The organism is Marivita sp. GX14005, assembly GCF_023370775.1.
GTDB lineage: Bacteria > Pseudomonadota > Alphaproteobacteria > Rhodobacterales > Rhodobacteraceae > Marivita.
In genome coordinates, this window is the sequence record NZ_JAMCCQ010000002.1 from 596,165 (window position 1) to 622,371 (window position 26,207).

Annotated in this window: 26 protein-coding genes and 1 other RNA gene; 19 read left to right on the forward strand and 8 right to left on the reverse strand. The window is 62.1% G+C overall.

The features are described 5' to 3' along the window. The first annotated feature begins 44 nt into the window (after nucleotides 1–44). From queA to M3465_RS09165, 3 genes are all read left to right on the forward strand, one after another. On the forward strand, nucleotides 45–1,097 hold the full coding sequence (gene queA, locus M3465_RS09155) for a tRNA preQ1(34) S-adenosylmethionine ribosyltransferase-isomerase QueA (protein ID WP_249501422.1): 1,053 nt from the start codon (nucleotides 45–47) through the stop codon (nucleotides 1,095–1,097). A 141-nt stretch (nucleotides 1,098–1,238) separates the two neighbouring features. Further along, nucleotides 1,239–2,489, forward strand: a complete 1,251-nt coding sequence (locus M3465_RS09160) for an MFS transporter (protein ID WP_283255011.1) — start codon at nucleotides 1,239–1,241, stop codon at nucleotides 2,487–2,489. Between the two features lie 113 nt (nucleotides 2,490–2,602). Beyond that, nucleotides 2,603–3,196: a DUF924 family protein gene (locus M3465_RS09165; RefSeq protein ID WP_249501424.1), complete on the forward strand. Its 594-nt coding sequence runs from the start codon at nucleotides 2,603–2,605 to the stop codon at nucleotides 3,194–3,196. A 31-nt stretch (nucleotides 3,197–3,227) separates the two neighbouring features. On the opposite strand, the gene M3465_RS09170 is transcribed toward M3465_RS09165, so the two are convergent. The 3 genes from M3465_RS09170 to M3465_RS09180 all read right to left on the reverse strand — a co-directional run bounded on the left by M3465_RS09170 (nucleotide 3,228) and on the right by M3465_RS09180 (nucleotide 6,846). After that, the gene (locus tag M3465_RS09170; RefSeq protein WP_249501629.1) at nucleotides 3,228–4,115 is read right to left on the reverse strand and encodes a fructose bisphosphate aldolase; all 888 of its coding nucleotides are present in this window, start codon (nucleotides 4,113–4,115) and stop codon (nucleotides 3,228–3,230) included. A 107-nt stretch (nucleotides 4,116–4,222) separates the two neighbouring features. Continuing rightward, nucleotides 4,223–5,587 carry a cytochrome P450 gene (locus M3465_RS09175; protein WP_249501425.1) on the reverse strand — a complete coding sequence of 455 codons (1,365 nt, stop codon included), beginning with the start codon at nucleotides 5,585–5,587 and terminating at the stop codon, nucleotides 4,223–4,225. Continuing rightward, nucleotides 5,584–6,846: a hypothetical protein gene (locus M3465_RS09180; protein ID WP_249501426.1), complete on the reverse strand. Its 1,263-nt coding sequence runs from the start codon at nucleotides 6,844–6,846 to the stop codon at nucleotides 5,584–5,586. Before M3465_RS09180 ends, M3465_RS09175 begins: the two co-directional genes overlap by 4 nt. Nucleotides 6,847–6,965: 119 nt before the next feature. On the opposite strand from M3465_RS09180, the gene M3465_RS09185 reads away from it, so the two are divergent. Then, nucleotides 6,966–7,325 carry a DUF4345 family protein gene (locus tag M3465_RS09185; RefSeq protein WP_249501427.1) on the forward strand — a complete coding sequence of 120 codons (360 nt, stop codon included), beginning with the start codon at nucleotides 6,966–6,968 and terminating at the stop codon, nucleotides 7,323–7,325. Here M3465_RS09185 and M3465_RS09190 read toward each other — a convergent pair. Continuing rightward, on the reverse strand, nucleotides 7,322–8,566 hold the full coding sequence (locus M3465_RS09190) for a cytochrome P450 (protein WP_249501428.1): 1,245 nt from the start codon (nucleotides 8,564–8,566) through the stop codon (nucleotides 7,322–7,324). The genes M3465_RS09185 and M3465_RS09190 overlap by 4 nt on opposite strands. Nucleotides 8,567–8,710: 144 nt before the next feature. Here M3465_RS09190 and M3465_RS09195 point away from each other — a divergent pair, with 144 nt between their 5' ends. The 3 genes from M3465_RS09195 to ssrA all read left to right on the forward strand — a co-directional run bounded on the left by M3465_RS09195 (nucleotide 8,711) and on the right by ssrA (nucleotide 10,373). Further along, a complete protein-coding gene (locus M3465_RS09195) occupies nucleotides 8,711–9,610 on the forward strand; it encodes an MBL fold metallo-hydrolase (protein WP_249501429.1) in 900 nt (299 codons plus the stop codon). A 14-nt stretch (nucleotides 9,611–9,624) separates the two neighbouring features. After that, nucleotides 9,625–10,008 (forward strand): rhodanese-like domain-containing protein, encoded by a 384-nt coding sequence (locus tag M3465_RS09200; RefSeq protein WP_249501430.1) that lies wholly within the window; start codon nucleotides 9,625–9,627, stop codon nucleotides 10,006–10,008. A gap of 10 nt (nucleotides 10,009–10,018) precedes the next feature. Beyond that, nucleotides 10,019–10,373: a transfer-messenger RNA gene (ssrA, locus tag M3465_RS09205) on the forward strand. A 38-nt stretch (nucleotides 10,374–10,411) separates the two neighbouring features. Here the strand turns inward: ssrA and M3465_RS09210 are convergent. Beyond that, the gene (locus tag M3465_RS09210; RefSeq protein ID WP_249501431.1) at nucleotides 10,412–11,677 is read right to left on the reverse strand and encodes a SulP family inorganic anion transporter; all 1,266 of its coding nucleotides are present in this window, start codon (nucleotides 11,675–11,677) and stop codon (nucleotides 10,412–10,414) included. A 135-nt stretch (nucleotides 11,678–11,812) separates the two neighbouring features. Between M3465_RS09210 and M3465_RS09215 the strand changes: the two genes are divergently transcribed. The 6 genes from M3465_RS09215 to M3465_RS09240 all read left to right on the forward strand — a co-directional run bounded on the left by M3465_RS09215 (nucleotide 11,813) and on the right by M3465_RS09240 (nucleotide 15,847). Then, entirely contained in the window at nucleotides 11,813–12,460 is a 648-nt protein-coding gene (locus tag M3465_RS09215) for a DUF1194 domain-containing protein (RefSeq protein ID WP_249501432.1), read from the forward strand. Nucleotides 12,461–12,555: 95 nt separating this feature from the next. Then, nucleotides 12,556–13,044: an SspB family protein gene (locus M3465_RS09220; protein WP_249501433.1), complete on the forward strand. Its 489-nt coding sequence runs from the start codon at nucleotides 12,556–12,558 to the stop codon at nucleotides 13,042–13,044. A 78-nt stretch (nucleotides 13,045–13,122) separates the two neighbouring features. Continuing rightward, nucleotides 13,123–14,517, forward strand: a complete 1,395-nt coding sequence (gene fumC / locus M3465_RS09225; RefSeq protein WP_249501630.1) for a class II fumarate hydratase — start codon at nucleotides 13,123–13,125, stop codon at nucleotides 14,515–14,517. A gap of 84 nt (nucleotides 14,518–14,601) precedes the next feature. Next, nucleotides 14,602–15,438, forward strand: coding sequence for a DUF8453 domain-containing protein (locus M3465_RS09230; protein WP_249501434.1), 837 nt, complete (start codon nucleotides 14,602–14,604; stop codon nucleotides 15,436–15,438). Then, nucleotides 15,435–15,608 (forward strand): DUF4169 family protein, encoded by a 174-nt coding sequence (locus M3465_RS09235; RefSeq protein WP_249501435.1) that lies wholly within the window; start codon nucleotides 15,435–15,437, stop codon nucleotides 15,606–15,608. The genes M3465_RS09230 and M3465_RS09235 overlap by 4 nt, the downstream gene beginning before the upstream one ends. After that, on the forward strand, nucleotides 15,605–15,847 hold the full coding sequence (locus M3465_RS09240; protein WP_249501436.1) for a ribbon-helix-helix domain-containing protein: 243 nt from the start codon (nucleotides 15,605–15,607) through the stop codon (nucleotides 15,845–15,847). The genes M3465_RS09235 and M3465_RS09240 overlap by 4 nt, the downstream gene beginning before the upstream one ends. Here M3465_RS09240 and M3465_RS09245 read toward each other — a convergent pair. Then, on the reverse strand, nucleotides 15,831–16,280 hold the full coding sequence (locus tag M3465_RS09245) for an RDD family protein (protein WP_249501437.1): 450 nt from the start codon (nucleotides 16,278–16,280) through the stop codon (nucleotides 15,831–15,833). The two genes, M3465_RS09240 and M3465_RS09245, sit on opposite strands and share 17 nt — an antisense overlap. 69 nt (nucleotides 16,281–16,349) lie before the next feature. Then, nucleotides 16,350–16,772: a DUF2852 domain-containing protein gene (locus M3465_RS09250; protein ID WP_249501438.1), complete on the reverse strand. Its 423-nt coding sequence runs from the start codon at nucleotides 16,770–16,772 to the stop codon at nucleotides 16,350–16,352. 552 nt (nucleotides 16,773–17,324) lie between these two features. Here M3465_RS09250 and M3465_RS09255 point away from each other — a divergent pair. Then, nucleotides 17,325–20,099, forward strand: a complete 2,775-nt coding sequence (locus M3465_RS09255) for an Rne/Rng family ribonuclease (RefSeq protein WP_249501439.1) — start codon at nucleotides 17,325–17,327, stop codon at nucleotides 20,097–20,099. A gap of 67 nt (nucleotides 20,100–20,166) precedes the next feature. Here M3465_RS09255 and M3465_RS09260 read toward each other — a convergent pair whose 3' ends face one another. After that, nucleotides 20,167–20,388 (reverse strand): sulfurtransferase TusA family protein, encoded by a 222-nt coding sequence (locus M3465_RS09260; RefSeq protein ID WP_249501440.1) that lies wholly within the window; start codon nucleotides 20,386–20,388, stop codon nucleotides 20,167–20,169. A 92-nt stretch (nucleotides 20,389–20,480) separates the two neighbouring features. Between M3465_RS09260 and M3465_RS09265 the strand changes: the two genes are divergently transcribed. The 5 genes from M3465_RS09265 (at nucleotide 20,481) to M3465_RS09285 (ending at nucleotide 26,115) form a co-directional block, all read left to right on the forward strand. Beyond that, nucleotides 20,481–21,233, forward strand: a complete 753-nt coding sequence (locus M3465_RS09265; protein WP_249501441.1) for a cytochrome c biogenesis CcdA family protein — start codon at nucleotides 20,481–20,483, stop codon at nucleotides 21,231–21,233. A gap of 107 nt (nucleotides 21,234–21,340) precedes the next feature. Beyond that, complete coding sequence (gene acuI, locus M3465_RS09270) at nucleotides 21,341–22,327, forward strand: acryloyl-CoA reductase (protein ID WP_249501442.1); 987 nt, start codon at nucleotides 21,341–21,343, stop codon at nucleotides 22,325–22,327. 333 nt (nucleotides 22,328–22,660) lie between these two features. Next, nucleotides 22,661–23,074: a universal stress protein gene (locus M3465_RS09275; RefSeq protein ID WP_249501443.1), complete on the forward strand. Its 414-nt coding sequence runs from the start codon at nucleotides 22,661–22,663 to the stop codon at nucleotides 23,072–23,074. Nucleotides 23,075–23,155: 81 nt separating this feature from the next. Next, a complete protein-coding gene (locus M3465_RS09280; RefSeq protein ID WP_249501444.1) occupies nucleotides 23,156–24,799 on the forward strand; it encodes a BCCT family transporter in 1,644 nt (547 codons plus the stop codon). A gap of 116 nt (nucleotides 24,800–24,915) precedes the next feature. Continuing rightward, nucleotides 24,916–26,115 (forward strand): aminotransferase class V-fold PLP-dependent enzyme, encoded by a 1,200-nt coding sequence (locus tag M3465_RS09285; protein ID WP_249501445.1) that lies wholly within the window; start codon nucleotides 24,916–24,918, stop codon nucleotides 26,113–26,115. Nucleotides 26,116–26,207 lie beyond the last annotated feature (92 nt).

Consider the following 26,207-nt stretch of genomic DNA (forward strand, 5'->3'; position numbering starts at 1 on the left):
AAACTCTGTATGCGCAGGGCGAATGGCCAAAGCGGATGGACAGGATGCAGCTGAGCGATTTCGATTTCGACCTTCCCGAGCGGCTGATTGCGACGCGCCCGGCGGTGCCGCGCTCTTCGGCGCGGCTTTTGCATGTCGAGGGCGGCGCGATGACCGACCGGATCGTGCGCGATCTGCCCGGCATCCTGCGCCCCGGCGACCGGCTGATCCTGAACGATACAAAGGTGATCCCGGCGCGGCTTTTCGGGGTTCGGCGGCGCATCGGTGCGGCGGGGCCATCCGAGGCGCGGATCGAGGCGACGCTGCTGGAGCCGAGGGCGGACGGAACCTGGAGCGCGCTCGTCAAGCCGCTAAAAAAGCTGCGCGAGGGGGAGACGGTGATCTTCTCCGCCGATCTGTCGGCGACGCTTGAGGCGCGCGAGGACGGGCAGGGCAGGTTGCGGTTCAATCTGTCGGGGGAGGATTTCGACGCCGCCCTCGCCGAAGCCGGCGCGATGCCGCTGCCGCCCTATATCGCCGCCAAACGGCCCGCCGATGCGCGCGACAAGCACGATTACCAGACCGTCTGGGCCCGCCGATCCGGCGCGGTCGCCGCGCCGACCGCCTCGCTTCACTTTGATGCGCCGCTTCTGGAGGCGCTGGCCGCAAAGGGCATCGCCATGACCCATGTGACGCTGCATGTTGGCGCGGGCACCTTCCTGCCCGTCAAGGTCGAGGATGTGACCACGCACAAGATGCATGCTGAGTGGGGGCAGGTTTCCAAGCGCGCAGCGCGGGAGATCGCGGCGACGAAGGAGGCAGGAGGGCGGATCATCCCGGTCGGCACTACGGCGCTGCGCCTGATCGAAAGCGCCGCGCGCGGCGGCGCGATTGCGCCTTGGGAGGGCGAGACGGATATCTTCATCTATCCCGGCTTCGAATTTCAGGTGACGGACGCGCTGATGACGAATTTTCACCTGCCGAAATCGACGCTGATGATGCTCGTTTCCGCGCTGATGGGACAGCGAAGGGTCCAGGAAATCTACGCCCATGCCATCGCGCGGGAGTATCGTTTCTTCTCCTATGGAGACAGCTCGCTTCTCGTCCCTGAAACGTGAAATAAAGTCGCGAAATGGATTGCGGCGGTCGCATGGCTGTTCTAGCGGGGGGCAAATCTGCGCCGAAGGCGCGTGCGTGTCGTCCAAGGAGGCTGGCCTGTGGGATATGTGATCAAGACGTCGTGGCCCCTGCTGCTGGGCATGCTGCTGCTCATGCTGGGCAATGGTCTGCAAGGCTCGCTTTTGGGTGTGCGCGGCACGACACAGGGGTTTTCCTCGGTCGAGATGTCAGTCGTCATGTCGGCCTATTTCGCCGGCTTTCTCGTTGCCTCCCGCGTGACGCCCGAGATGATCCGGCGCGTGGGCCATGTGCGGGTTTTCGCGGCGCTCGGCTCGCTCGTCTCGGCGGCGCTGCTGCTGTTTCCGACGTTTCAAAACCCCATCGTCTGGATTGCGGGGCGCGCGCTGATCGGCTTTTGCTTTTGCGGTGTCTATGTCACGGCGGAAAGCTGGCTCAACAATTCCTCCACGAACGAAACGCGGGGACAGGCCTTGTCCGCCTACATGATCGTTCAGATGCTCGGCATCATCATCGCGCAGGGTTTGCTCGTCGTGCCCGATCCGTCCGGCTATCTGCTTTTCGTGATCCCGTCGGTGCTGGTCTCGATCTCCTTCGCGCCGATCCTGCTGTCGATCTCACCGACGCCGGCCTTCGACAGCACCAAGCGGATGACGCTGGTCGAGCTTTACAAGGTCTCTCCTCTGGGCTGTATCGGCATGTTCTTTATGGGCAACGTCATCGCTGCGCAATTCGGCATGGCTGCGGTTTACGCGACCGAGGCGGGCTTACGGCTGTCGCAAATTCCGCTCTTTACCGCCGCGTTCTATGTCGGCGCGCTTCTCTTTCAGTACCCGCTGGGCTGGATGTCGGATCGTTCCGACAGGCGCATGTTGATTGCCATTGCCGCCGCGATCGCGGCCCTGGCCTCCATCGCGGCGATGCTGTTTAGCGAGAGTTTCATCACGTTGCTTGGGGCGGCCTTCGTGATCGGAGGACTGTCCAACCCGCTTTATTCTCTGCTTATCGCCTATACCAACGACTTTCTCGAATACGAGGATATGGCCTCTGCATCCGCCGGTCTGCTTTTCGTAAACGGCGTGGGCGCGATCTTCGGACCGCTCGTTATAGGTGTCGCGATCTCGGTGTTCGGCCCGCCGGGGTATTTCCTGCAACTGGCAATCTTCTTGCTGCTGATGTCGGGCTATGCCGTCTACCGGATGACCCAGCGTGCCGCACCTTCCGTCGATGAGACGAACCCCTATCACGCGGTCCTTCCAACGGCCTCGCCGGTTTCGGTCGAGGTTGCGTCCGAATGGGCCATCGAAACCGCCGAAGCCGAAGCCGAAGCGCAGGAGGCCCAAGAGGATCCGGCGCTGGAAAAAACGCGGTAGCCTTGCGGTCGCTGAATATGTCGTGATGACATGAATTGTGACTGTCTGAACGGTCCAGTCTTGGTTAACCTTGTCCTGTCCGGGGGAGGAGACGCGCAGGATCGGAGGACACAATGGTCACGCCTGAGAAAATTATCGAATTCTGGTTGGACGACGTCGGACCGAAGGGATGGTACGAACAATCTGCCAAGCTGGACCGCACCATCAAGGACAGGTTCGAGGAGGATTGGAACGACGCGGTGAAGGGGCGGCACGATTGCTGGCTCGCCGACTACACCGGATCGCTTGCCTATATCATCCTGCTCGACCAATTTCCCCGCAACATGTTTCGAGGTAGCGCAAAGGCGTTCTCATCCGATCGGCTGGCGCTTGCAGCGGCGAAGGCGGCGATTTCCAAGGATTGGGATCTCAAAGTCGAGGAACCGGGGCGGCAGTTTTTCTACATGCCGCTCATGCATTCGGAAAACCTTTGCGATCAGGACCGATGCGTGCGCCTCATGTTGCAGCGCATGCCAAAGGCCGGCGCGAACAACCTGCTGCATGCCCGTGCGCATCGCGAGATCATCCGCCGGTTCGGGCGGTTTCCCTATCGAAACGAGGCGCTGTCGCGGAACTTCACATCAGCCGAGCGGCGCTATGTCGACGAAGAAGGCTATGGTGAAACGGTCCGGCAAATGCAGGGTGAGCCGCTGAGAAAAGCCGGGTAGCACCCGCCACCCGGCCGCTCGGGATCGCGCGTTATGCTTTCGACGCGTCGAAGATCTTGTCGATATTGCTCTTCAGCGCGGCGTTGAACTCTTCGTCGCTCATCTGCGCGGTGAGGCCTTCGGTCAGCGCGCGCGAGAAGCTGGCGATCATCAGGTCGTTCCGGCTGAGCCGCATGCAAGCATCGTCAGTGGTATACCCTCCCGACAGCGCCACCACGCGCAGCACGTTGGGATGCTCCGCAAGCTCGACATAGAGACAATCGTTGCTCGGGATGGTCAGCTTGAGCATCACATAGTCTTCGGGTTTCAGCGAATTCAATTCCTTGAGGATTTCCTCCTTCAAAATGTCCTCCGCCTCGGCTTTCGTCGCGCTGTTGATATCGACCTCCGGCTCGATGATCGGAACCAGCCCGGCGGCGCAGACGGTGCGGGCCACTTCGAATTGCTGCGCCACCACATTGCGGATGCCGGTCGCATCGGCCTCATGAATGACGGAGCGTTCCTTGGTTCCGAAAACCCCAAGCCCCTTGGCTTCCTGAAGCAGCGCATCCAGACCCGGCATCGGTTTCATCACCTGAACGCCGTCGGCCTTGTCTTCAAGCCCCTTGTCGATCTTGAGGAACGGCACGATTCCGCGCTTCTGCCAGAGATAGCTTGGCACAGACTCGCCTTCGACGGTATCGCGCATTGTGCGCTCGAAAAGGATCGCGCCGAGGATTTTTTCCGACGTGAAATCGGGTGCCGTCATGATGCGGCAGCGCATTTCGTGGATGCGCGCGAACATCTCGTCCTCGCTCGAATAGGCGCTCTCGTCTATGCCATAGAGCCGCAATGCCTTCGGTGTCGAGCCGCCGCTTTGATCGAGCGCTGCGATAAAACCGTCGCCATTTGCGACGCGGTCTGCCTTTGCGGTGTCCATCATGTCAAATCCCCGTGCTGAAATGAAGCATCTGGCCGGTGGTAGAACAGGCACCTGAAAAAAGATAGAGGTGCCGCAAGCGGTTAGCGCTAACCATCTTCGCATTTTTACGAAATGTGCGGCGTCCGGGGACGTGCGATCAGGTGGATGCCGTCGCGCGCCCTGACGGTCAGATGCGCAACGGGCAGCGGCGTTCGACCCGGCGCGGGGCGCAGGTGAACGGCGCGCAGCAGCATCGCCAGCAAGAGCGGCCCCTCGGCCATTGCAAACCCCGCGCCGGGGCAGACGCGCGGCCCTGCGCTGAACGGAATATAGGCCTCCCGCGCGGACTTCCGCGCCGAATCGGTCTGCCAGCGCGCGGGGTCGAAGCGGTCGGGGTCGTCCCAAAGCCGGCTGTGGCGGTGCAGATGCCATGGGCTCAGCACCAGCTGCGCGCCCTTTGGGATGTTTCGATTACGGAAAGTTTCGGGTTGCGACGCCTGACGCACCATCATCGGGACGGGGGGATAGAGCCGCAACGCCTCCCGGAACACATCGCGGCTCAGCGTCAGGCGCTTTACGCCATCGGAGTTGGACAGATCGGCAGCCTCGGCCGCGATACGATCCTGCCATTCAGGCGCGGCTGCGCAAAGGTAAAGCGCCCAGGCCAAGGCGCTTGCACTGGTTTCGTGCCCGGCCAAAAAGAAGATGGCAACCTGATCGACCATCTCCGGCAAGCCGAATGTCTCGCCGGTCTGCGGATCGGGCGTTGTCATGATCCGCGTGGCAAGATCGTCAGGCGCGGTGCCGGCGCGGATCTCGTCCAGCCTGTGCTGAACCAGATCGGTGATGAGCGCGCGGATGCGCCGGGCCGCCCGCCGCGTTCCGCGCCGGTGAAAGCGCGGGGCCCAGCCGGGCAGGGGTAGGAAGGCTGCGAGGTTCAGGATCGGTTGGTCGCGCTGGTAGGCGCGGAACTCGGCAAAGACCTCTGCGGCGGTCGCATCTTCGATGGGAATGGAAAAGAGCGTGCGGAAAATTACGTCGGCTGCCGCATGGCTCGCGATTTCCTCGACCTCGATCTCGCCGCCTGCACCGATTCGGCGCAGAACCCGCGCGACCATCGCTTCCCCGGCCTCCCACATCGCCGGCAGCGCATGCGCCAGTCGCCCGCGTTCGAAGGCCGGATCGATGATGCGGCGCTGACGCTGCCATTCCGCGCCGTTGGTCAGGAAAACCGAACGGCCCAGAAGCGGGCGCAGCCCTTCGCCGATGCGGTCCGATTTGGGGAAATCGCTTGGGCGCTCCCGCAGGATGCAGCGCAGGAGGGCCGGATCGTTCGTCAGATACGAGCGAAAGAACGGCGTGCGGAACTCGGCCATCCAGGCTGAATAGAGCCGCGCGGGCTGTGCAGACAGGATATCGCGGCGAAAGAGCCTCAGATAGTGCCAGAGCGGCACGCGATCAGGCCGCGCCTCGGGTTTGGGCGGGATCACGGCGCGACAGAGGTGTATTTCGACACCGCGACATCGATCCGGCTGCGCGATGGCGGCCGGTTCGCGTAGCGCTGGCCGAGCGTCATCGGGCCGGCGGTGATCTGGAAATAATCGTAGTCAAGTGGCCGGTCGAAGGCGCAAAGGTATTGAAAATGTAGCCGGAAAAACTTGCGGCGCAGCGCGCTCCAGCGCTCCGGCGACAGGCTGCGCGAGAATTGTGCGGAAAAGACGAGCGGCCATTGTTTGTCACGCGTGGCCACGCCCGATACGCCGACCGGATCGCAAAGCGCAAAAGCGCAGCCATCGCCCGGCGCGGTGACATCGATCCAGACGATCTCGTCGCGTTCAGACAGAAATCGAAGATCGGCGCGCAGCTGATGCGCCTCGGGCAGGAAAGAGACCATCGGAATCACTTGTCCGAGGCTGAGGAACGAGAGCGCCGGGCGCGCCGGGAGGTCGGGCTGCGCGCGCAGAAGATCGGCGAGGATCGACACGGCCAGATGCGCGCCGGAGGAATGGCCGACGATCAAAACCTCATCGACATCCTCCTGCAGCGCGGCGGCGATGCTGGCGCGAAAGTCGTCCATGCGATCCTGCAATTCGGACGGCGTCGCGCCGTTACGGCTGGCCGAGAAGGCATAATCATGCATCAGGTAATAGGCGTAGATCCGGTTGTCCTGCCTCTTGAACCAGCGCAACACAAGCAGCGCGACAACGAAGAATGGTCCCCAGTATAGCAGCGCCGCACCGCCATTCAGGATCGCGCCTTTCCCGAACGCCCAGAGCACCGCTGCGCGCCATGCCGTGGAAAGAGCCCAGCCAAGCAAGTGCGCGGCCAGAAGCGCAAGGCACAGTTGCAGGATCAGCACCCCGATCGGATAAAGCGCCGCGATCAATGGCCCCTTGGGCAGCACCGCGAGTCGCCGGAGCGCGCCCGAGCCGATATAGCGCCAAGCGGTGCGCAAGAGCTGAGCATAGGTGGCCGGGATGCTGCTCGACATGCTGCCCCTGACGATATCGGACCAGATAAGCACCTCGAACTCGGCCTCGATGCGCATATCCTCGATCAGCGCGGAGGCATGCCAGCCGAACCGCCCGCCGCCTTCGCCTGCCGTCACGTTGAGCGCATAGCCCGAGATTTCCGCCTGCTGCGCGCCCTCGCGGCGATAGAGTTCCCTGTAGCGCCGGGGCGGGAAGGGATCGTAGCCGGGAATATAGAACACCTTGCGGCGGCGCACTGTGGCGGGTCGGGCGGGCATGGGCGGTCTGCTTTGCTGTTGCGGCCTGGGTAAGCTTGCCATGAAATTGCGCCATTTGTTTGATGGCTTTTCTTATGGGTGCACTAGATCCCAATGAACCAAAACACGGGAGGCGATACATGATCGACACGATCAACATCATCGCGGCGCTGGTCACGCTGGCGCTGGGCGGTTTCGGGTTCCTTGCGCCGCGCTACACTGCAGGCGTGCTTGACCTGACAACGGACGGCTCGAATATGGGTCTGTCCGAGCTGCGCGCATCCGCCGGCGGGCTTTTTGTCGGACTATCCGTGGCCTGCCTTGTGCTCGGGGCGCCACTTGCCTACGCAATGCTCGGTTTCGCCTACCTCGGAGCCGCTGCCGGGCGGACCATCTCCTTGGCGATGGACAGCCCGCCAATGCGCAAGGCCGCGCTTTACCTGCTGTTCGAGATCGTGTTCGCCGGCTGGCTCATCTTCGCCAACATGCCGCTTGTCTAGAACCGATGCACGAGGTCCGTCAGGCGCAGGGGTTTTTCCGGGCGGGCAGGCAGGGCGGAATAGTCCAGCGCGCTGTTCGGATCGGAAAGCCGCCAGCCCAAATCGCGCGTCAGGAAGGCCGCGAAGCGCTCCATCAGAAGAATGGTCAGCCATTCGCCGGGGCAGCGATGCGTCTTCGCATGCGCGCCGCCGCCCTGGGGAATAAGGCTGTAGCGGCCGGGCTCTCCTGAAAGGAACCGCTCCGGCTCGAACCTGTCGGGGTCGTCCCAAACCTCGGCCTCGCGATTGGTGCCGTAGATATCGAGAACGACGCGCGTTCCCGCCTCGATCGTCGTGCCATGCCAATCGATATCGTTGCGCGCGATGGCGGCAGTAGCCGGAAAGAAGGGGTAGGTGCGGCGGATTTCCTGCACGAAAGCGTGGCGCCACTCCGCATCGTCCGGCAGGCGGCGCGCAGAAGCGGGATGGCGCGAGATGGCGTGTGCAACGAAGGTCAGATAGACCGCGATCGCCACGGTCGGGCGCAGCACGTTCAAAAGCTCGACCGCCGCGATCTCGCCGGGCAAAAGATCGTCGCTGCCGTCGCGCCATCCGGCGATGATGGCGAGCGCGCCGGAGGGCTTTGCATCAAGGTCGCCGCTCCGATGCCGCTCGATCATTTTCTGCATATCACGTTCGAGCGAATGGCGCGACTTGCGGCCTTCGATCTGCCCGATGGGGTGGGGGCCGGCATGGAGGAAGAGGTCCGACAGATCGTCGGCATAGGCTTTCAGATCGGCCTCATGGAACGGCACATCCGCCCAGCGAAACGCAACCCGCGTTAAAATCAGCTTCGCCTCATCGAAAAGGTCTACATCGTCGCCCCATTTGCGCGCGGCATTGCGGCATTCCTCCTCGAACAGATCGGCCACCGCATCGAGATCGGCGTCCGGCCCCATGATCTTGAGAAACATCGCCTTGCGGCGATGATGTCGCGCCCCGTCAAGCCCCTGCACGCCGCCCTTGCCGAAAAGAACGTCCCGCGCAATGGCGGGCACAGCGCCCTCCCGGGTGAATTTTGATTGGTCATAGATAAGTTCGGCCGCCTCCGCGCCGGTGAGAAAGACAGCCTTTTGCGCGATGAACCGGCTGCAAAAGCCCTTGGTGCCGAGCGCTCGCGTGCGCGTCAGGATATATCGATACGGATCGGCCAGAAGCGCGGCAGTCGCGTCGGGCAGGGTGTCGTTCGGCAGGGCGGTCATGGCGGTGTTCCTTCGGTCCGGCGTGTTGCGTCATCGTCCGAAGGAAAACCAGCGGCACGACACGCGGGTTCCGACACATACGCGCATAACCGGATTGCGGAACCATTCGGAATTTGGAATGTTTCTGGCGAAAGGAGAGTTTGTATGACCTTGACGAAAACCAGCCCCTCGACGGGCGCAGGATCGCCCGACGTGACGGGTTTTTATGACGAAGACACAGGAAGCATACAGTATCTCGTGGCCGATCCCGAAACGCGCAAGGCGGCGGTGATCGACGTCGTGATGGGCTTCGACCCCCGAAGCGCCGCGACCGACAGCAGCGGTGCGGACGAGATCCTCGAATACGCGGCGGGGCATGATCTGGAGATCGACTGGATTCTCGACACGCATCCTCATGCCGATCACCTGATGGCGTCATCCTATCTCAAGGAGAAACTCGGCAAGGCCAATGCGATCGGCGAGAAGGTCGCCGAGATCGCGACGCTCTGGCGCGAGTTCTACAATATGCCGGACGCGTTCGATACGGCGCGCGATTTCGACCGGCTCTTCGCCGATGGCGACAGGTTCGAGATCGGCAATCTGCCGGTGCGGGTGATGCTTTCGCCGGGTCATACGCTGGGCTCGATCTCCTATATCGTCGGTGAGGATGCCGCTTTCGTGCATGACACGTTCATGCAGCCCGATGTCGGCACCTCGCGCGCTGATTTTCCAGGCGGCACCACTTCGGAGCTCTACGATTCGCTCCAGGAGATCCTGCGCCTGCCGGATGACACGCGGCTTTTCATCGGCCATGATTACGGCACCGATGAACGCGAGGCGCCAGAATGGGAATCCACCGTGGCCGAGCAGCGGCGCGACAACAAGCATATCGGCGGCGGGGTCGCCAAGGAGGAGTACGTCAAGCTGCGCGACGCCCGCGACAAGACGCTCCCCTTGCCCGACCGGATGCTGCACGTCCTGCAGATGAACCTTCAGGCCGGACGTCTGCCGGAACCTGAGGGGGATGGGCACCGTTATCTGAAGATTCCCCTGAACCGATTCTGAACCGGGAGAGATACATGGAGACCGAAAAGACCGATAACGGCGTGCTGGAGCATTGGACGCCGCAGGAAGTGGCCGACGCTTTCGAGAAAGACGAGATCATCGTGATCGATGTGCGCACGCCGCAGGAATTCAGTTTCGAACGGATCGGCGGCGCGCTTCTTGCGCCTATGCAGGCCTTCGATCCCGGCCATATGCCGGGACAGTCCGACAAGCGCATCGTGTTCCACTGCGGCTCCGGCGTGCGTTCGGCCAAGGTAGCGCACAAGTGCCTCGAGCACGGCATGGACCGGATCGCCCATATGAAGGGCGGTTTCGGTGCATGGAAAGAGGCGGGCCTGACCTATACCGGCACAGATATGGCCTCCGGTGCGCCCAAGGAGATGAAAAAGGGAGGCTAGGCCGTTGCGCCCCCTTGAAATCGCGGGGGCATGGGCCGATATTCAACGTGTTCCCGCAAGGGGACTATGGACATAAACGCGCTCGTAATAAGCGGATCGGACCCGGGGGCGGTACCCGGCGGCTCCACCAACACACCGTTCATTTGGCGGTCATGGGGCCGAAACAGGATCGACGAACGTCTAAAGGGGTTTGCTTTGTCCCGGTGAGATACCACCGTTATCGGTTCACACAGTATAGTTGCAAATGACAACCATGCTCCGGTCGCAATGGCTGCGTAAGCAGTCGGAGTAACCGAAAACTTAAGCCCTTACGCCTAGCCGCGTAAGGCGGGGTTCGCAGGCACCTGGCAACAGAAGCCTGCACTTTCCCTCTCCAACGGTATGACAGTCGCACCCCACAGGATCAGCGATCCCGGGGTTCCCACCCCTTTTCCATTTCCGCATCGCGGCGTCGCAGACGCAGGGCAAGCCCCACGGTCACGCCGACACCGATCGCGACGGTCAGGTCGGTGAACACCGTCAGAACCAGCGTCAGCACGAGCAGAACCCTGTCGGAGTTGCGCGCCTGCGTGTAGCTGCGCCATTTATGCGGCTCGGTCATGTTCCAGGCGGTCAGCAGGAGCAGCCCCGCCAGCGCCGGCATCGCCAGATAGCCGGCAAGCGGCGCGGCCAGGAGCATGACAAGAAGAATCGTCAACGCGTGCACGAGCCCGGCCACGGGCGTCTTGCCGCCTGCGCGCACATTCGTTGCCGTGCGTGCGATGGCTCCGGTTGCAGGCAAGCCGCCGAAAAGCGCCGATCCGATATTGGCCCAACCCTGCGCGAGCACCTCGGCGTTGGGCCTGTGAGCCCCGCCGATCATCTTGTCCGCAACCATGGCCGACAAGAGCGATTCGATGCTCGCAAGGAACGCGATGACAAGCGCGGAAGGCAGCAGTTCGATCATCCGCGCCAGCCCCAGCTCGGGCAGGGCGGGCATCGGCAGGCTACCGGGAAGGTTGCCGAAGCGCGAGAAGATCGTATCGACCGGCAGCGGGATCAGCGCGACCAGCGCCGAGGTCGCGCCCACCGCGACGATCAATCCCGGCATCTTCGGCGCGAGCCGGCGCAGCGCGAAGATCGCGGCGATCGTGACGATTCCGATCCCCAGCGCGTAGACATTCACGCTGTCCCGCGCGGACCAGAGCGCGGCGATCTTGGGAATGAACTCTGCCGGCACATCTGCGAGCGCGAGACCGAACAAATCCTTGATCTGGCTCGCCCCGATGATGATCCCGATCCCGATCGTGAAGCCGTTGATTACCGGCTCCGGCACGAAGGCCACCAGGTTGCCTGCACGCAGCGCGCCTGCCGCCAGCATGATCAGCCCGGCCATGAAGGTCGCAAGCACCAGCCCGTCATAGCCATGCTCCGCAATCACGCCGTAGACCACTACGATGAACGCGCCCGTCGGCCCGCCGATCTGCACCCGGCTGCCGCCCAGAAGCGAAATCAGGAAACCGGCGACGATGGCCGTCACCAGCCCTTTCTCCGGCCCGGCGCCCGAGGCGATGGCAATCGCAAGGCTCAGCGGAAGCGCCACCATCGCAACGGTCACGCCAGCGATCAGATCGCTGGTGAATTGCGCCCGGTCATATGTGCGCAGGGTGGTCAGGATTTTCGGTGTCATGCGATGAGTTACGCCCTCCGTTGCGCATGTTGCAACGGACGGACGGCACAAACCCGCCATGCGCCCGATGCGGAGCGGCGCATCGCGCCTGCACGGTTAACTTGACGCAGCGCGCTTGGCTTGCGTCAATGGAGCATGCTGTGCCGCGCCGTTTTCGCCTTTGCCCTTCTCACGCAGCCCGCCGAAGCGTGCCGTACGGCGCTTTTGCTTGCGATGGATGTCTCGAATTCCGTCGATCCCAGCGAATATCGCCTGCAGGTGGATGGCCTGGCCAGCGCGCTGCGCGATCCCGAGATCGCGGAAATTCTCGTGCGGGACCGGATCGCGCTCAGTGTCATGCAGTGGTCCGGGACAGAGGCGCAGCAGATAAGCCTCGGCTGGACGCAGATGGCCGGCTCGCGCCATGTGCAGCTCTTTGCAAGCGCGGTCGAGCGGATGCCGCGCGCCTTCGTGATGTCCAACACCGCCCCCGGCGCGGCGCTGCACGTGGCATTGGATCATCTCGAAGCAAGCCCCGATTGCGCAAGGCGCGTGATCGACATGTCCGGCGACGGCACGCTCAACGCCGGGCCGAACGTGGCAGAGATGCGCCTGCGCGCGGAAAGGATGGGCGTAACCGTGAACGGGCTCGCGATTGAAAGCCTTGGCCGCGCGATCAGCAATTTCTACGCACGACACGTCATTACCCGGGGCGGGTTCGTCGAGACGGCGCGCGGCTATAGCGACTATGCCCGCGCCATCCGCCGCAAGATCCTGCGCGAGATCAGCGCGGTTTTCGGATAAACCCGGCAGCGATTCTTTTGGAGCCGCAAGGTCTGCCCGGTCTTTTTGTTTCGGATTTAATCGAATATGCTGATGAGGGACGCGAGGAGTTTCGAATGACGACAGGCATCAATTACGGCAGCCTGATGCATCAGGCGATGCGCGGTTTGATCCGCACGGTGCTCGAAGGCGTCGTCGAGAATGGGTTGCCCGGCGATCATCACTTCTTCATCACGTTCGATACCGGGAATCCCGATGTGGAGATCGCCGATTGGCTTTCGGATCGGTATCCGGGCGAAATGACGGTGGTCATGCAACACTGGTATGACGATCTCGAGGTGAGCGAGGACGGCTTCGCGGTGACGCTCAATTTCGGTGACGCGCCGGAGCGACTTTACATCCCGTTCGATGCAATTCTCACCTTCGTCGACCCGTCCGTCGAATTCGGCCTCCGCTTCGAAACGACGGAAGTGGACGAGAGCGACGATGCCGAGCTTTTGCCGGCGCCGCGCCCCGTGGAGCCGGAGCCCGATAGCGCCGAGGAAAAGGCGGAGACGCCACGCAAGGAAGCCGAGGTGGTCAGCCTCGATACCTTTCGCAAATAGCGCCTGCGCCAGATTGCCATTTGCCCCGCCCGCCGCTTGGCGCTAAACGGCATGCAACCGCATACCGAGGAGGCGATCATGGTGCAGACCCGCACAGAATCCGACAGTTTTGGCCCGCTTGAGGTTCCCGCAGACAAATACTGGGGCGCTCAAACGCAGCGATCGATCATGAATTTCCCCATCGGCTGGGAAAAGCAGCCTGTCGCCATCGTGCGCGCGCTCGGCGTGATCAAGAAGGCTTGCGCGCAGGCAAACCGCGACAGTGGCGCACTGGATACCAAGCTGGCCGATGCGATCATAGAAGCCGCCGGCGAGGTGATCGAGGGCAAGTTCGACGACAATTTCCCGCTGGTCGTCTGGCAAACTGGGTCGGGCACGCAATCGAACATGAACGCCAACGAGGTCATCGCCAATCGCGCCATCGAGATCCTCGGCGGCGAGATCGGCAGCAAGGATCCGGTGCATCCGAACGATCACTGCAATATGGGGCAAAGCTCGAACGACACGTTCCCGACGGCGATGCATATCGCCACCGCGATGAGCGTGCGCGACGTGCTGATGCCGGGGCTCGAAAAGCTGGCCGCGGAACTTGAGCGCAAATCGGAGGCGTTCAAGGATATTATCAAGATCGGCCGCACCCACACGCAGGACGCAACCCCGCTCACGCTGGGGCAGGAGTTTTCAGGTTACGCGCATCAGATCCGTCAGGGCATCGGCCGCGTCGAGGCCGCGATGCCCGGTATCTATGAGTTGGCGCAAGGTGGCACAGCGGTCGGCACCGGGCTCAACACGCGCAAGGGTTGGGGTGAAACCGTCGCCGCCAACATGGCCGAGATCACCGGCCTTCCGTTCGTGACCGCCCCCAACAAGTTCGAGGCGCTGGCCGCCCATGACGCGATGGTGTTCCTGTCGGGCGCGCTCGCGACCGTGGCGGGCTCCTGCTACAAGATCGCAAACGACATCCGCTTCCTCGGCTCCGGTCCCCGCTCGGGACTGGGCGAGTTGATCCTGCCGGAAAACGAGCCGGGAAGCTCGATCATGCCGGGCAAGGTCAACCCGACGCAGGCCGAGGCGCTGACACAGGTGGCCGCGCATGTCATGGGCAACGACGCCGCGATCAAGTTCGCCGGCAGCCAGGGGCATTTCGAGCTGAACGTCTACAACCCGATGATGAGCTATAACCTGCTGCAATCCATCCAGCTTTTGGGCGATGCCTCGGACAGCTTCACCGAACGGATGCTGTCGGGGATCGAGGCCAACGCGCCGCGCATCGACAAGCTGATGAAGGAATCGCTCATGCTGGTTACGGCGCTGGCGCCGACCATCGGGTATGACAACGCCACCAAGGTCGCCAAGACCGCGCACAAGAACGGCACCACGTTGAAAGAGGAAGCGATTGCTTTGGGATTCGTCGATGAGGAAACCTTCGACAAGGTGGTGCGCCCCGAAAAGATGATCGGCCCGAAAAGCTGATGCTTTTTGAGAAGGCTTTTAGCGGGAAGCGGGTTCATTTGTGTCCAATTCTGCAATGATCGAGTTATAGTAAAAAAAGCGAGTATGTCCGGGAATAGTTGGCGCAATGGTGTAGCAGTTGGTCTCACCTTCGGTATTTCAACAACCATAGTTGTGTTGTTGTTCGGAGATCGCTTATTCAATGTTGCTGCTTGCGTAATGGGCGGTGATCAGTGCACGGATCAACGTGATGATGCAGCGTTTTCTCCGAACACATGGCTTTATTGGACAAAAAGGCTGATCGCGGCAGAGGATTCACTTGCTCAGTGGGTCATCGCGTTTCTAAGTTTTTTGGCAGTGATGTTGCTTTGGCTGACTCTTCGTCAGGCAATCAGAACGAATGACGCAGCAGTTGCTGCTGCAAACGCTGCTAACGTCGCAAACGAGCTTATGCGTTCGGAGCAAAGACCCTGGCTTACTTTAAGATGGCAAGTTTCATGTGAATATCTTCAAAGAAGCTCAACCAAATACAGCCTCAAGTGGTTCTATAACGTTGAAAATCTCGGCAAGTCACCGGCTTTTAACGTAAGAGTATCTTACAACGTGTATCGTTATGATTGGAGTTTCATCGGGGCTGGGCGACAAGCTGCGCCCATAGAAATGGATCGCGCCAAAAGATCCACTAATTTTACAAGCAAAGTTCTGTTTCCGAATCAAAGCACCGAGTTCATCCATCACCCGGAATGGAGTATTCTTGGAACAATTGACGGTCACGATGAAGGAACCTTGTTCTTATGCGTATCTATCGCCTATGATCTTGATCATTTGGGCACTAAGGTTGGTCACGAGACACGTGTGCTCGTTTTGGAAAGACAAGAAGAACAATTTGGACCAATGGCACATAGGATTTTAAATGTGTCTGGATATCAGGTAGTCGAATGAGCACTGTCACGAACTTCAAATTTTTCCGGAAAGCTAAGGCGCGGGCCGAGAAGCGCGCGAAGGCGGATGAGAACGCCGCGAAGTTCGGGCGGACGAAGGCGCAGCGTGCGCTCGATCTGGCGCGTTCCGAAAAGGCGCGGCGCGATCTCGACGGCAAGGCGCGGGAATGACCGGCCGTCCGGTCAAGCGATCGCTGACCTTGCGCGGGCACCGCACCAGCGTATCGCTCGAAGACAGTTTCTGGCAGGCTTTCCGGGAGATCGCCGCCGAAAGCGGTCAACCGATCAACGCGCTTGCGGCCCGCATTGATGCGGGCCGATCGCTTGACGTGGGGTTGGCTTCCGCGATCCGGGTGTTCGTGCTCGAGCACTATCGAAGCCGGTGCGCGGCGGTCACGCCCGCCGATTGATCATCGCCGTCCCGAGAAGCATGTCGGTCAGACCCTGCCGGCGCTCGGTCAGGAGCATCATCGCAATGGAGACGAGCTGCAGCGGAAACACCGAGATCGACAGCAGATAGCCCGAGACGTGCAGCAGCGCCTGCACCGTATCGAGACGTTGACCCTGCGCATCGCGCAGCTCGATCGCCATCAGCCGCATTCCCCAGGTCGCCGATCCGTTCGCCAGCGTCGCGGTGCGGTAGAGGAACCCGACCACCAGGTAGAGGAAGGGCAGGAAAAACAGCCCGATGAAGGCGGTAAGCACCACGACCGGAACGAGCAGTATCACGATCACCGCCACGTCCACCACCCAGGCAAGCGCGCGTTTGAACAGGACGCTGTCATAAAATTCCGGCTGCAGGACCGGGTCGGGCAAAAAGCCGGGGCTTTGGGCGGCATACATGCGGATCACCATCTTCTTGGTTTGCGGGCGCGGCCCCGATATGGGGCCGCATTGGGTGTTTGGAAAGGCTCAGGCGTCTTCGCTTTCGGGAGCGTTTTTCGCGGCCCGGGCGCGTTCGTCCATGAACTGGTCGAATTCCGCCTTGTCCTTGGCTTCGCGCAGCCGCTTTAGGAACGCTTCGAAATTCTGCTGTTCCTCTTCGAGGCGGCGCAGCGTTTCTTCCTTATAGGCGTCGAACGCCATATTGCCCGAGGAACGCATTGTCGTGAAGGCGGGCGAAATATGGCGGCTGCGTCGGCAGGACTTGTTGAACATGCGCTTGCTCCAGATCATGTAGGCGAGAAGGGCGAGGCCGATCGGCCAGAAGAAGACAAAGCCGAGGATCGTCAACGCGATCCATGCGCCTTTGCCCTTGTCATCGAGCCACGCCTCAGCGCGGCGGAGCCAGCCGGCGCGGGCTGGGTATGTAGCGGGAGAGGCTGTGCTGTGCATGAGGAACTCCGTTTCTGCGTGATGTGAATGTCTTTCACATTGAATAGATCGGAGGGATCGGTCTCGATTGCAAGGGGAGATGTGAAGGTTGTTTACATTTTTTGATAATTATTAAACTTATCAGTTGCTTGACTGCTCGTTTAATTTTCCCCTTTAGCCTTCGTGCATGCAAAAGATGACTTTTCCATTGTGCTGCGCCCGGTTCTGCACTTATGTTGGCAAATAGCCTGCGACGCTTCGCGTCCTGCGGGTACAAGAGTTTCGCTGTTTCGAACGCCGGCGATCGGTCCGGGTTCAAAACAGGCTGATATGGCCGCAAGGCCTTCTACAAATGCCTGGTGTTACCATAATGTCAGGCGCGCAACGGATACGGCCGGACAATCCGCCGTGTCGGAGAACAAACGCGATGATACGCGCGCAGGATACAAGGCAAGGGTATCGGGGCAAATCGTCCCGGCCAGCCGCTGCGCCCGCTCTCGCCATCAAACGACATACCCGATCTCGCCCGTTCCCGTCAGATCACGGGCGCTTTCGCGTATGCATACGGAATTTATGCCAAAGAAAATGCTTATCGATGCCACCCACGCGGAAGAAACCCGCGTCGTGGTGGTTGACGGAAACAAGGTCGAGGAGTTCGACTTCGAGTCCGAAAACAAACGCCAGCTTGCCGGCAATATCTATCTTGCCAAGGTAACGCGGGTCGAGCCGTCGCTTCAGGCGGCCTTCGTGGATTATGGCGGCAACCGCCACGGGTTTCTCGCCTTCTCGGAAATCCACCCCGACTATTACCAGATCCCCGTCGCTGACCGCGAAGCGCTGATGGAAGAGGAACGGCTGCTGGCCGAATCCCAGGCCAAGCGCGAGGAGGAGGACGAGAAGCCCAAATCGCGCCGGAGCCGCGGGCGGAGCAAGACTAAGGCTGCGAAGGCCGATAGCGACGACGCCGTCGCCACGAAGGATGTATCGGGCGAGATTTCCGGCATGGAAACCATCGATCTGACGGAAAACGCCGGTGAGGAGGAAGGCCTGTCGCCGATGGAAACCGTGGCCGACACGCCGGTCGAGACGCCTGGCGCGTCTGACGATAACGATACGGATCAGGACGGCCCGGAAGAAGACGATGAAGACGGTGCGGGCGCCGGTGAGCCGGCGGATCGCGATTCCAGCATCGAAGCCGTGGCCGATGACGACACGCAGGAGGATATCCGCCCGCGTCGCAAGGCGCGCCCGAAGCGCTACAAGATTCAGGAAGTCATCAAGGTGCGCCAGATCCTTCTGGTGCAGGTCGTCAAGGAAGAGCGCGGCAACAAGGGTGCGGCTCTGACCACCTATCTGAGCCTTGCGGGCCGCTATTGCGTGCTCATGCCGAACACCGCGCGCGGCGGCGGGATCAGCCGCAAGATCACCAATGCGCCGGATCGCAAGAAGCTCAAGGAGATCGCCAATTCCATCGACGTGCCGCAGGGCGCGGGGCTCATCATCCGCACCGCCGGAGCGAAGCGCACCAAGACCGAGATCAAACGCGATTACGAGTATCTCCAGCGCCTTTGGGAGCAGATCCGCGAACTGACACTGAAATCTATCGCCCCGACGAAGATCTACGAGGAAGGCAACCTCATCAAGCGTTCGATCCGCGATTTGTATAACCGTGAGATCGACGAGGTTCTGGTGGAGGGCGAGCGCGGCTATCGCATCGCCAAGGACTTCATGAAGATGATCATGCCGTCCCACGCCAAGAACGTGAAGCATTACGTCGACCCGATGCCGCTTTTCGCCCGGCATCAGGTGGAAAGCTACCTTTCGGGCATGTTCAATCCGACAGTGCAGCTGAAATCCGGCGGCTATATCGTGATCGGCGTGACCGAGGCGCTGGTCGCCATCGATGTCAACTCCGGCCGCGCCACGAAAGAAGGTTCGATCGAGGAAACCGCGCTCAAGACGAATCTCGAAGCTGCCGAGGAAGTGGCACGCCAGTTGCGCCTGCGTGACCTTGCGGGCCTGATCGTGATCGATTTCATCGACATGGACGAGCGCAAGAACAACGCCGCCGTCGAAAAGCGCATCAAGGACAAGCTCAAGAACGACCGCGCGCGCATCCAGGTGGGCAAGATCAGCGGCTTCGGCCTGATGGAAATGTCGCGCCAGCGCTTGCGCCCCGGCATGATCGAAGCGACGACGCAGCCTTGCCCGTCCTGCCACGGCACCGGACTCATCCGCTCCGACGACAATATGGCTTTGCAGGTCTTGCGCCAGATCGAGGAGGAGGGCGTGCGCCGCCGCTCGCGCGAGGTGCTGGTGCGCTGCCCTGTGTCCATCGCGAATTTCCTGATGAACCAGAAACGCGAGCATATCGCGCAGATCGAAGCGCGCTACGGTCTTTCCGTGCGGATCGAAGGGGATGTCCATATGGTCAGCCCCGATTTCACCCTCGAGAAGTTCAAGACCGCCAGCCGCACGGTCCCCGACGCCGCCTCCGACGTGGTTTCGGTCGATACATCGATCATGGATCAGGTCGATGAGGACGCCGCGCAGCAAAGTGACACATCCGAGGATCAGGCGGGCACAAACGGCGAAGGATCGGATGACGACGATCAAAAGCCCAAGAAACGCCGCCGCCGGTCGCGCCGCGGCGGCCGGGGGCGCAGCCGGAACAAGGGCGATCGGTCCGACAACGGCGATAGCTCCGACGATTCCGGCGACGATACCAGCGAAAGGTCCGATAGCGGCGAAGGAGCCGATAGCGGCGATGGCAAGGCGGAGGAACCCCAGCAGTCCCAGGCTCCCGTCGCGGCCGAAGCGGCCGGTGAAGCGAGTGTAACCGAGCCGCCCGCGGATCCCGCAGAAGAGCCGGTCAAGCCCAAACGCACGCGTCAACGCACCCGAAAGCCCAAGGCGGAGGCGGACGAAAAGGCCGAAGGCACAGAGCCGCAAGAGGATGCGCCGAAAAAGAAGCCGTCACCGCGCAAGACCGCTGCGAAGAAGAAATCCGAGGAGGGCGACGCCGAAACGGCAGGTGCCTCTGCGCCGTCCGAAAGCGACAAGGTGGCGGATGCGGCGGGCGAGTTACAGACCGAGCCCGCCAAGAAGAAACCCGCGACGCGAAGCCGCGCCAAGCCGAAACCCAAGACGGTCGCGGATCCCGTTTCCGCAGAAGCAGCGCAATCCGCCGATGCCCCGCCGGAAACGGTTGCACCGGCTCCCGAACCCGAACCTGCCGCCGCTTCGAACGCGCCGACGGAAACCCCGCCGACACCGGAGCCGGCAAATTCGGATGACGCGGATGATGATAAGCCCAAGCGCCGTGGCTGGTGGTCTCTGGGCCGCTAGGCCATCGTGATACCGATCTCACGCGCCCCCGTCTCCGCATGGGGGCGCTTGCCGTTCAAACCCTGTGTCAGGCCTTGCGGATCACCCAGAGCATCGCATCGCCCTCCTGCACGCTTTCGACGAGCACATGACCGGCCTCGTTGCAGAAATGCGGCATGTCCACGACAGCCGCCGGATCGTCGGTGCGCACACGCAACTCGGCACCGGAGGAAACGGATTTCAGTCGCTTGCGCGTCTTGAGAACGGGCAGGGGGCAAAGCAGCCCGGTGGCGTCGATTTCTTCACTCATGAGAGAGATTTAGGCGAGCGCCGAAAGCCTGTCCACAAGGATGTGACTGCCTGTCGCGTGACAGCGGCGCGGGCTTGGCATATGTCGGGCGCATGTTGGATATCCAGATCATCGACGCGGCGCTCCTGCCCGCCATGAGCATCGCGCTGCTGGCCGGTGCACTGTCCTTCCTGAGCCCCTGCGTGCTGCCCATCGTGCCGCCATACCTGGCTTATATGTCCGGCGTCAGCGTGTCGGACATGGAACATGGCGGTGCAGGCCGCCGCCGGGCTGTTCTGGCCGCGCTCTTCTTCGTGCTGGGCCTGTCGACGATCTTCATCCTGCTCGGCTTCACCGCCTCCGCCTTCGGTGCGTTCTTTCTGCAATACCAGACGCAGCTGGCGCAGGTCTCCGGCGTGGTGGTGATCGTCTTCGGGCTTCATTTCCTCGGGCTCTTCCGAATTCCCTTTCTGGATCACGAGGCGCGTGTCGATGCGGGCAACCAGGGCGGATCGGCCTTCGGTGCCTATGTTCTGGGCCTCGCCTTCGCCTTCGGCTGGACCCCCTGCATCGGACCGCAACTCGGCGCGATCCTTTCCATGGCGGCCTCGGAGGCATCGGTCACGAGAGGCACCGTGCTGCTTGCCGTCTATGCCGCCGGGCTCGGTATCCCGTTCCTGCTGGCCGCGATGTTCATGACCCGCGCGATTGGGCTGATGAACCGGATCAAGAAACATATGCGCAAGATCGAACTGGCGATGGGCGCGCTGCTCGTCATCGTCGGCACCGCGCTCGTGACAGGCGCGTTCACCTCCTTCGCCTTCTGGCTGCTCGAGACGTTTCCGGGGCTGGCCCTGCTGGGATAGCGCGGGCCGGTTTTCGGTTTGTCAGCATCGCGCCGCTCTGTCACCCTTGCCTCAGCCGGGGAACCGAAACCGCCCGCGCGGCTTTTTCCAGCAAGGAGGCACGAGATATGTTCAACGCTTTGGTGGTCGAAAAGGATGAGAGCAGCGGCAAAACGCATGCCGAGGTCAAGGAACTGTCTTCCGAGGATCTCCCTCCGGGCGAGGTCACCGTCGCCGTTGAATACTCGACTTTGAACTACAAGGACGGGCTCTGCATCGGGCCCGGCGGCGGCCTTGTGCGGTCCTATCCGCATGTTCCGGGGATCGATTTCGCCGGAACCGTCGAAACCTCCGAAGATGACCGCTATGCCCCCGGCGACAAGGTCGTGCTGACCGGCTGGCGCGTCGGAGAGACGCATTGGGGCGGATATGCGCAAAAGGCGCGGGTGAAGGCCGATTGGCTGGTGCCGCTCCCGAACGGGCTGGACACGCGTCAAGCCATGGCCGTCGGCACCGCCGGCCTGACGGCGATGCTCGCGGTGATGGCGCTCGAGGATCAGGGCATAAAGGACGGCCCGCTGCTGGTCACCGGCGCCTCGGGCGGCGTCGGCTCGGTCGCCACCGCCATCCTGGCCAAACTCGGCTATTCGGTCGCGGCCGTCACCGGGCGACCCGACAATGCCGAATACCTCGCCGGACTGGGCGCCACAACCATCGTTCCGCGTGAAGATTTGGCCGAAACCATCAAGAAACCGCTGGAGCCGGAAACCTGGGGCGCCTGCGTCGATGCGGTCGGCGGCCCGATGCTCGCGCGTGTCCTGGGACAGATGGCCTACGGTGCATCGGTCGCTGCGGTTGGCCTCGCAGGGGGCGCGCAATTGCCCGCAACCGTGGTTCCCTTCCTTTTGCGGGGCGTGAACCTGCTGGGCATAGACAGCGTGATGCAACCCTATGACAACCGTCTTCGTGCGTGGAACCGGATCGCAACGGATCTGCCGATGGACAAGCTGGAGGCGATGGTCGAACCGGCCGCGCTGCAGGACTTGCCGCGCCTCGGAGCGGATATTCTGAACGGCCGCGTCACGGGTCGGGTGGTGGTCGACGTCAACGCTTGATGGCTTCTTTGGGCCTCAAATACCTCGGGGTCCGGGGCAGCGCCCCGGCGTTTCCGTCGACGGAAACGGCTTGATGCGTCGACGCATCAATCGCCCCCGCCGGCCCGGGGCATGCAAGACGAAATTAAGCGCCGGTCTTCGGCAGTCCCGCGCAATATACGAGTAAGAAAGCTGCCTCTATAAGAAATGATATGTCGCGATCGCCATGCAATGGGTCTTTGTCGTTTGCAGGCTGCGCTCGGATGCTGTTAGGCTCGCACCTGCCCGCGCGGCCTGCACCATGTGAGCGAGGATGTCCGCACATGGCGGGGGCGGAACCAAAGGAGGAACGCTGTGTTCAAACGGATCATGGTGCCGGTCGATCTGGCACATTCGGACAAACTGGATCGGGCGCTGACCTGCGCGGCCGATCTGGCGCTGCGCTACGATGCGACGGTGGTCTACACGGCCGTCACCGCCGCAACGCCCGGCAAGGTCGCGCACAGCCCTAAGGAGTTTGCCGCGAAGCTTGATGCCTTCGCCGCGGAGCAGGCAGGCCGGTTCGGCATTCAGGCCGAAAGCAAGATGCTCGTCAGCCATGATCCGAGCGTCGATCTGGATCCGACGCTTCTGGAGGCGATCGAGGACGAAGGGGCGGATCTCGTCGTCATGGCGAGCCATGTTCCGAACGTGACCGATTACATCTGGGCGTCGAACGGTGCGACCATAGCCAGGAAGGCCAAGATCACGGTGATGCTGGTGCGCTGAGGCCGCAGACCGCAAATTGAAACAGAACCGGAGCGGCCACATGCGCCTTTGATCCGGCAGATTGCAACAAGGGGGGCCATCATGGCCGATTCAACGACCAATCAGGGGATACCCGAACCCGAAGGGGTATCCCAGGTGATCGAGACCGATTACGAGATCGGTCAGGACAATATCGAAACCCAGATCGGCCCGTTCGGGCTCGACATTCACAACCCGGTATTCCTTATTTCCGGCATCGGGATCGTTGCCTTCGTGTTCTACACGCTGGCGCTGCCGGAACAGGCCGGCGCGATGTTCTCCTGGAGCTTCGACGTCGTCACCAAGACATTCGACTGGTTCTTCATCGCATCGGCCAATATCTTCGTTCTCTTCTGCCTGCTGCTGATCGTGCTGCCCGTCGGCAATGTCCGCATCGGCGGGGCGGATGCGACGCCCGATTACACCTATCTCGGTTGGTTCGCGATGCTCTTCGCCGCCGGCATGGGGATCGGGCTGATGTTCTACGGCGTCTCCGAGCCGATGAGCCATTTCTCCTCGGCCCTCGGCGGGACCGCGAGCGAAGGCGGCGTACGCACCGATTGGGCGCCGCTCGGCGCGGCGGGAGGCAACGAGGCCGAAGCGATCCGTCTCGGTTTCGCGGCCACGATCTTTCACTGGGGTCTGCACCCCTGGGCGATCTATGCCGTCGTCGCGCTCGCGCTGGCGCTCTTCTCCTATAACAAGGGGCTGCCGCTGACGATCCGGTCGGCCTTCTATCCGCTTCTGGGCGATCGCGTCTGGGGATGGCCGGGCCATATCATCGACACGCTGGCGGTTCTGGCCACGCTCTTCGGGCTGGCGACCTCGCTGGGTTTCGGCGCGACGCAGGCCAATGCCGGCCTCAACGAACTCTTCGGCATTCCCGTGGGTCCGACGACCGAGGTGATCCTGATCTCCGCGATCACCGCCGTGGCGCTGGTCTCGGTGCTGCGCGGTCTCGATGGCGGGGTGAAACTCCTGTCGGAAATCAACATGGGGCTGGCTGCGCTGCTTTTGCTCTTTGTGCTTTTCGTTGGTCCGACGCTCGCGATCCTCACCGGCTTCGTCGATTATCTCGTGGCCTATCTGCAGTATCTGCCGGCACTGTCCAATCCGATCGGGCGGGAAGACGTAAACTACAGCCAGGGCTGGACCGCGTTCTATTGGGCCTGGTGGATCAGTTGGTCGCCCTTTGTCGGCATGTTCATCGCGCGGGTCAGCCGGGGGCGGTCGGTGCGCGAATTCGTGATCTGCGTGCTGCTTATCCCGTCGCTCGTATGCGTGCTCTGGATGTCGGTCTTCGGCGGCGTCGCGGTGCAGCAGGTCGTTCAGGACGGCTACACCGCCGCGCAGGACGCGCCGCTTGAGCTCAAGCTCTTCAAGATGCTCGACCAGCTTCCGCTCGCCGGTATCACCAGCTTCATCGGGATCGTCCTCGTGATCGTTTTCTTCATCACTTCGTCGGATTCCGGCAGCCTCGTGATCGACACGATCACGGCGGGCGGAAAGGTCGATGCGCCGGTGCCGCAGCGCGTGTTCTGGTGCATCTTCGAAGGCGCTGTGGCCATCGTGCTATTGCTGTCGGCGGGCGGGCTGGCATCGCTGCAATCGATGGTGATCTCGACCGGGCTACCGTTCACGGTCGTGCTGCTCGTCATGTGCTTCGCGATCTGGAAAGGGCTCCTTGCCGAACGCCGCGCGCGCTGAGCGCGGGCGGAGCCGACACGCCCCGTTCCGGCTCCGGTCCGGGGCGGGGTTTTTCTTTGCCGGTGGCTTGCATCCCGAACGCCCGCGCGGTCAGGTGCGCGCAAAGGAGAGACGACATGCTAGACACCGAATATATCCGCGCGCAGTTCCCCGCCTTTTCCGAGCCGTCCTTGCAGGGGCAGGCATTTTTCGAAAATGCGGGCGGGTCTTTCACCTGCGCGCCGGTGATCGAACGGCTGACGCGGTTCTACCGGGAGCGCAAGGTTCAGCCCTACGGGCCTTACGAGGCCTCGCGCCTGGCTGGCGAGGAGATGGACGAGGCGCGCGCCGGTCTGGCCCGGCTTCTGGGTGTGGAGGTGGACGAGGTCAGTTTCGGGCCGTCCACGACGCAAAACACCTATGTGCTCGCGCAGGCTTTTCGGCAGTTTATGTCGCCCGGCGAGGCGATCATCGTGACCGATCAGGACCATGAAGCCAATTCCGGTCCGTGGCGCCGTCTGGCTGACGAGGGGATCGAGATCCGCGAATGGCGGATCGATCCTGAGAGCGGCCATCTCGATGTCGCGGCGCTGGAAGAGCTGCTCGACGAGAAGGTGCGGCTGGTCTGTTTTCCGCATTGCTCCAACGTGGTCGGCGAAATCAACCCGGTGGCCGAGATCACCGCGCTGTGCCACGCAGCGGGGGCCTTCGTTTGCGTGGATGGGGTCAGCTACGCGCCGCACGGGTTCGCCGATATCGGACAGATGGGGCCGGATATCTACCTGTTCTCCAGCTACAAGACCTACGGGCCGCATCAGGGAATCATGGTCCTTCGCCGCGCCTTGGGTGAGATGCTGCCGAACCAGGCGCATTTCTTCAATGCGGATGTGCTCTACAAGCGGTTCACGCCGGCGGGCCCCGATCACGCGCAGGTCGCGGCCTGTGCCGGGATGGTCGATTACATGGATGCCCTGGCGGCGCATCACGGCGTCGATGCCACAAGGCTGCACGATCGGATGAGACAGCATGAAGAGACATTGCTCCAGCCGCTTCTCGATGCGGTCAAATCGCGCAATTCCGTGCGTTTGATCGGTCCGCCGGACGCGACCCGTCGCGCGCCGACCGTGGCATTGGCCCTGGATCGTCCTGCTCGCCAAGTCGCAGAGCACCTGGCGGCTCACGGCATCCTGTGCGGCGGCGGCGATTTCTATGCCCGGCGCGCGCTGGAGGCGATGGGGGTCGATCCGGGCAAGGGCGTTCTGAGGCTGAGTTTCGTGCATTACACGACCGAGGCCGAGGTCGCGCATGCCATCGACGCGCTGGACGCCGTGCTCTAGCGGGGCAGGGGGCTTTGCCCCCGCGCGCCAGGGCGCGCTCCCCCAAGGTATTTGGAGCCCAAAGAAGCGCGGGACGGTTTGACCTTTGCCGG

Coding starts and splice junctions, on each gene's coding strand:
- M3465_RS09220 (WP_249501433.1), top strand. CDS start 12,556: ATGACGACAGGCATCAATTACGGCAGCCTGATGCATCAGGCGATGCGC.
- M3465_RS09160 (WP_283255011.1), top strand. CDS start 1,239: ATGCTGCTGCTCATGCTGGGCAATGGTCTGCAAGGCTCGCTTTTGGGT.
- M3465_RS09255 (WP_249501439.1), top strand. CDS start 17,325: ATGCCAAAGAAAATGCTTATCGATGCCACCCACGCGGAAGAAACCCGC.
- M3465_RS09250 (WP_249501438.1), bottom strand. CDS start 16,772: ATGCACAGCACAGCCTCTCCCGCTACATACCCAGCCCGCGCCGGCTGG.
- M3465_RS09190 (WP_249501428.1), bottom strand. CDS start 8,566: ATGACCGCCCTGCCGAACGACACCCTGCCCGACGCGACTGCCGCGCTT.
- M3465_RS09200 (WP_249501430.1), top strand. CDS start 9,625: ATGGAGACCGAAAAGACCGATAACGGCGTGCTGGAGCATTGGACGCCG.
- M3465_RS09215 (WP_249501432.1), top strand. CDS start 11,813: ATGCTGTGCCGCGCCGTTTTCGCCTTTGCCCTTCTCACGCAGCCCGCC.
- M3465_RS09260 (WP_249501440.1), bottom strand. CDS start 20,388: ATGAGTGAAGAAATCGACGCCACCGGGCTGCTTTGCCCCCTGCCCGTT.
- M3465_RS09230 (WP_249501434.1), top strand. CDS start 14,602: ATGTCCGGGAATAGTTGGCGCAATGGTGTAGCAGTTGGTCTCACCTTC.
- M3465_RS09280 (WP_249501444.1), top strand. CDS start 23,156: ATGGCCGATTCAACGACCAATCAGGGGATACCCGAACCCGAAGGGGTA.
- M3465_RS09180 (WP_249501426.1), bottom strand. CDS start 6,846: ATGCCCGCCCGACCCGCCACAGTGCGCCGCCGCAAGGTGTTCTATATT.
- M3465_RS09210 (WP_249501431.1), bottom strand. CDS start 11,677: ATGACACCGAAAATCCTGACCACCCTGCGCACATATGACCGGGCGCAA.
- M3465_RS09185 (WP_249501427.1), top strand. CDS start 6,966: ATGATCGACACGATCAACATCATCGCGGCGCTGGTCACGCTGGCGCTG.
- M3465_RS09235 (WP_249501435.1), top strand. CDS start 15,435: ATGAGCACTGTCACGAACTTCAAATTTTTCCGGAAAGCTAAGGCGCGG.
- M3465_RS09165 (WP_249501424.1), top strand. CDS start 2,603: ATGGTCACGCCTGAGAAAATTATCGAATTCTGGTTGGACGACGTCGGA.
- M3465_RS09265 (WP_249501441.1), top strand. CDS start 20,481: ATGTTGGATATCCAGATCATCGACGCGGCGCTCCTGCCCGCCATGAGC.
- acuI (WP_249501442.1), top strand. CDS start 21,341: ATGTTCAACGCTTTGGTGGTCGAAAAGGATGAGAGCAGCGGCAAAACG.
- queA (WP_249501422.1), top strand. CDS start 45: ATGCAGCTGAGCGATTTCGATTTCGACCTTCCCGAGCGGCTGATTGCG.
- M3465_RS09245 (WP_249501437.1), bottom strand. CDS start 16,280: ATGTATGCCGCCCAAAGCCCCGGCTTTTTGCCCGACCCGGTCCTGCAG.
- M3465_RS09195 (WP_249501429.1), top strand. CDS start 8,711: ATGACCTTGACGAAAACCAGCCCCTCGACGGGCGCAGGATCGCCCGAC.
- fumC (WP_249501630.1), top strand. CDS start 13,123: ATGGTGCAGACCCGCACAGAATCCGACAGTTTTGGCCCGCTTGAGGTT.
- M3465_RS09240 (WP_249501436.1), top strand. CDS start 15,605: ATGACCGGCCGTCCGGTCAAGCGATCGCTGACCTTGCGCGGGCACCGC.
- M3465_RS09285 (WP_249501445.1), top strand. CDS start 24,916: ATGCTAGACACCGAATATATCCGCGCGCAGTTCCCCGCCTTTTCCGAG.
- M3465_RS09170 (WP_249501629.1), bottom strand. CDS start 4,115: ATGGACACCGCAAAGGCAGACCGCGTCGCAAATGGCGACGGTTTTATC.